Source organism: Gluconacetobacter aggeris (assembly GCF_014174395.1).
Taxonomy (GTDB): domain Bacteria; phylum Pseudomonadota; class Alphaproteobacteria; order Acetobacterales; family Acetobacteraceae; genus Gluconacetobacter; species Gluconacetobacter aggeris.
Window position 1 is genome coordinate 1 of the sequence record NZ_JABEQD010000033.1, and the last position, 2,742, is coordinate 2,742.

9 protein-coding genes and 1 pseudogene are annotated in these 2,742 nt (G+C 61.1%); 7 read left to right on the forward strand and 3 right to left on the reverse strand.

Annotated features, from left to right (window positions below; all coding sequences use genetic code 11):
- The 3 genes and pseudogenes from HLH36_RS19300 to HLH36_RS19630 form a co-directional block, all read right to left on the reverse strand.
- On the reverse strand, positions 1-380 hold a 380-nt coding region (locus HLH36_RS19300; protein ID WP_182987900.1), incomplete at its 3' end, for a DUF2513 domain-containing protein.
- A pseudogene (locus HLH36_RS20220) lies at positions 373-468 on the reverse strand (XRE family transcriptional regulator); the annotation flags it as partial. The gene HLH36_RS19300 and the pseudogene HLH36_RS20220, both read right to left, overlap by 8 nt.
- A 12-nt stretch (positions 469-480) precedes the next feature.
- Complete coding sequence (locus tag HLH36_RS19630) at positions 481-825, reverse strand: hypothetical protein (RefSeq protein WP_220792931.1); 345 nt, start codon at positions 823-825, stop codon at positions 481-483.
- Between the two features lie 361 nt (positions 826-1,186).
- Between HLH36_RS19630 and HLH36_RS19310 the strand changes: the two genes are divergently transcribed.
- From HLH36_RS19310 to HLH36_RS19335, 7 genes are all read left to right on the forward strand, one after another.
- On the forward strand, positions 1,187-1,411 hold the full coding sequence (locus tag HLH36_RS19310; RefSeq protein WP_182987901.1) for a hypothetical protein: 225 nt from the start codon (positions 1,187-1,189) through the stop codon (positions 1,409-1,411).
- On the forward strand, positions 1,408-1,656 hold the full coding sequence (locus HLH36_RS19315; protein ID WP_182987902.1) for a hypothetical protein: 249 nt from the start codon (positions 1,408-1,410) through the stop codon (positions 1,654-1,656). The genes HLH36_RS19310 and HLH36_RS19315 overlap by 4 nt, the downstream gene beginning before the upstream one ends.
- Positions 1,653-1,946, forward strand: coding sequence for a hypothetical protein (locus HLH36_RS19320; protein WP_182987903.1), 294 nt, complete (start codon positions 1,653-1,655; stop codon positions 1,944-1,946). Before HLH36_RS19315 ends, HLH36_RS19320 begins: the two co-directional genes overlap by 4 nt.
- Positions 1,943-2,071, forward strand: a complete 129-nt coding sequence (locus tag HLH36_RS20150; protein ID WP_275943862.1) for a hypothetical protein — start codon at positions 1,943-1,945, stop codon at positions 2,069-2,071. Before HLH36_RS19320 ends, HLH36_RS20150 begins: the two co-directional genes overlap by 4 nt.
- The gene (locus tag HLH36_RS19325; RefSeq protein WP_182987904.1) at positions 2,068-2,337 is read left to right on the forward strand and encodes a hypothetical protein; all 270 of its coding nucleotides are present in this window, start codon (positions 2,068-2,070) and stop codon (positions 2,335-2,337) included. Before HLH36_RS20150 ends, HLH36_RS19325 begins: the two co-directional genes overlap by 4 nt.
- The gene (locus HLH36_RS19330) at positions 2,337-2,531 is read left to right on the forward strand and encodes a hypothetical protein (protein ID WP_182987905.1); all 195 of its coding nucleotides are present in this window, start codon (positions 2,337-2,339) and stop codon (positions 2,529-2,531) included. Before HLH36_RS19325 ends, HLH36_RS19330 begins: the two co-directional genes overlap by 1 nt.
- Before the next feature lie 17 nt (positions 2,532-2,548).
- Positions 2,549-2,742: hypothetical protein (locus tag HLH36_RS19335; RefSeq protein ID WP_220792932.1), on the forward strand; the 194-nt coding region annotated here is incomplete at its 3' end.

Here is a 2,742-nt window from a genome sequence, read left to right on the forward strand (position 1 = left end):
AATGGCAACCCTGTGTGCTTGACGATCTCGCCTTTGAGGATGGCCTTTGCCAGATCCCCCAATAGCCCGATTGTAAAGCCTCCAGCTCGAGTGGCACCGTCTTTTGTGCGCCTCCACACCTCGCCGTCTCTTACGCTGTCAAGGAACTCGTGACCGGCCCATGATAGGTCGGTCATCATAACCCCTTGTCCCATGTTTTTGCCTTTGAGCAGTCCGCCATCCAGTAGCATAAAGAGATGGAGTGCTATGACGTCTGGTTCATAACCATCTACCGCTATTTCATCTTCATAACCGTAAAAAGTAATATTAGCCCCAGGGGGAATATTTACTTCTTCCAGCCTCAACAAAAGCGATCTGACTAATTCCATATCTCTACGCATCGGTGGATCTCCTCAGCCTCACCCCAGCCCCACCCCCATTCTCCGCGATGAACTCCTCCCCGGGGATCTCCAGGGCGGTGCGGATGGCTGGGTTTCCACTTTAATCGATTTTTTCGGATATAATTTCTTCTGCATCTTCCGAGCGGAGATGCGCCAATCCTCTATATCGTCGAATAGCCCGCTTGAGATCGGCGTCGTCTCCGCAAAGCTCCCGCAAGATCCGCATTTCGTCATCCTTGGGCATCGTTCCGGGACCGCCGAGGGGAACGGAAACCCATGAATTACCAAGGAATTGAACCCCCTTCGCTTCATAGGCGGATTGGAGCGCCAGAAGCGTGGACTGATTTGCTGGCGCATCACTTTCCACGCGGGTCACCGTAGCCGGAGAGACTTTTGCCAGTGTGGCGATATCTCGTACTCCGATCTTCAGAGCCGCTCGGGCCATCCTTAGTTGTGTCCCTGTTATCATACAATCACCTTGACACGCTCTTCACGGATGCGATTAGATTGGCACCACGTTATCGTTTGATAGCGTGCAACGCAATTATAATGGCCGAGCCCGCGAGTACCAGTCGCAGGCTCGGCCTGACCACAACCGCTCGCAGCAGGAGCAGGGCAATGGCTGATCGTGCCTATAGCACGCACCCACGATCGTGGGCATGGACACTCGTACGCGCCACCGGGGCATCGGTTGCGATGGCATTCCTTTTTTTTGTCGCCCTAGCAGGTTTCGCCCAGCCGGAAACGCTGACCGGCCACACGGTTCGGCCCTCTCATGCGCCGCTGGTGATGGCGGAGGGCGGCCGATGAGCCAGGAACGCATGGACCGCATCGCGGCGGCCGGCTTCAAGGCCCAGAACATCGCGACCCTGCTGATCTGGGCGGGAAACGCCGCTGCTCAAACATGCTTCGAACCGACCGTGGAGCGCATGGGGCTCTATGGCCATGCCATCCAGTGGGCTGGGGAAGAACTCTCCCGGCTGTCGGATGAAATCACCACCGGCATCGAGGAACTGGAGGGGCGCTCATGAGCAGAACCAGGACGCCCGACCACGATCGCCTCATCAGCGCCACCAAGGGCGCCTTGGGCGATGTTGAGCTTGCCGTGTCCGGCCTGACCCTGCTGCTGGGGCAGGTGGTCGACACCGAAGGGGATGTCAGCAGCGACACGGTGATGGAATGGGCCCACGCGCTCCAGTGGCTGCGGGATTCCGTCAAGGGCGCCATCGTCGCCCCGCTGGCCGAGATCGCCCGGCAGAAGGGAACCGCAGCATGAGCATTCAATCCGCTGTGCAGGCCGCGATGAACGGTAACCGGCGCATCTCGCGCGCCATTCGTTCCAACCGCATGAACACGCCATCAGAAGAGGAAGTGTTGGCTACAGTAACGCGCAGGTGGAGCCGCGCATGGGATGCTGCCTGGGCGGGGCCAGCCCGTTCCCAGCACGACCTGATCGCGCGCGCCCGTCTGGCTGTGTCTGATCCTGACGGGATGGATTCTGCCGAGGGGGAGCGCCTGGCTCGCGACGTGCTGGCGGTCCTGGGTGGCGGGAGGATCGCACGATGATCCGTTCCATCCCGAGACAGGCGGCGCTGTTCGTCCTACTGCCTGTGTCCTGCTGGGCGATGCGCTCGGCCGGCGCGCTCAGCCAGTTCACGTTGCGCCTGGCACGGCGGGAGGGCGCGCTATGAATGAGGGAATGCGCGCCTTCATCCTCAATCGGGTGCATGACCGAAAGGTCACGGAACAAGAGAGGGATATCCTCGACGCCGTGCGCGACAAGGTCATCCTGGCGCAGGATGCTCGACGCATCTCCGAACTGATGGTGATGCTGAACTGTGGGGACTTGCAGCCCGAGGACAGTGAGCCGGAAGCCATCAAGTGGCTCGCCAAGCGCCAACTCGAGCGGCTGGAGATCCTCGAAGCCATGCTGCTCCGCGATGAGAGGACGGCCTGATGGGCCGCCCCCGCAAAGTCTGGCCCGAGGCGCGGGTCAGGGAACTGGTCCGGCTGCGCGAGGCCGGGCGCACCTGGAAGGAAATCGGCGCGAAGCTCGGCCTGCCGCACGTCACCTGCTCTCGTTACTGGCAGGAGGTGCTGGGGCGGCCGGCCTATCGCGTCCAATTGGAAGATCGGAGGCCGGTGACATGAGACGGAAAGCCTCGCCCGTGGCGACGCCTGATCGTATTGCTGCAATCACCCAGCAGACGCGCGACCTTTCCGTGCTGTCGGTGCTGATGATCGGCGCCAGCCGGGCGGCACTGCTGGATGACCCGCTCAGGCCCAGCGATTATGCGATGGCCATGGAGTGGGTCGGGAGCGAGATAGATCGGCGCGTTGCGGCGATTGAGGAGATGCTGTC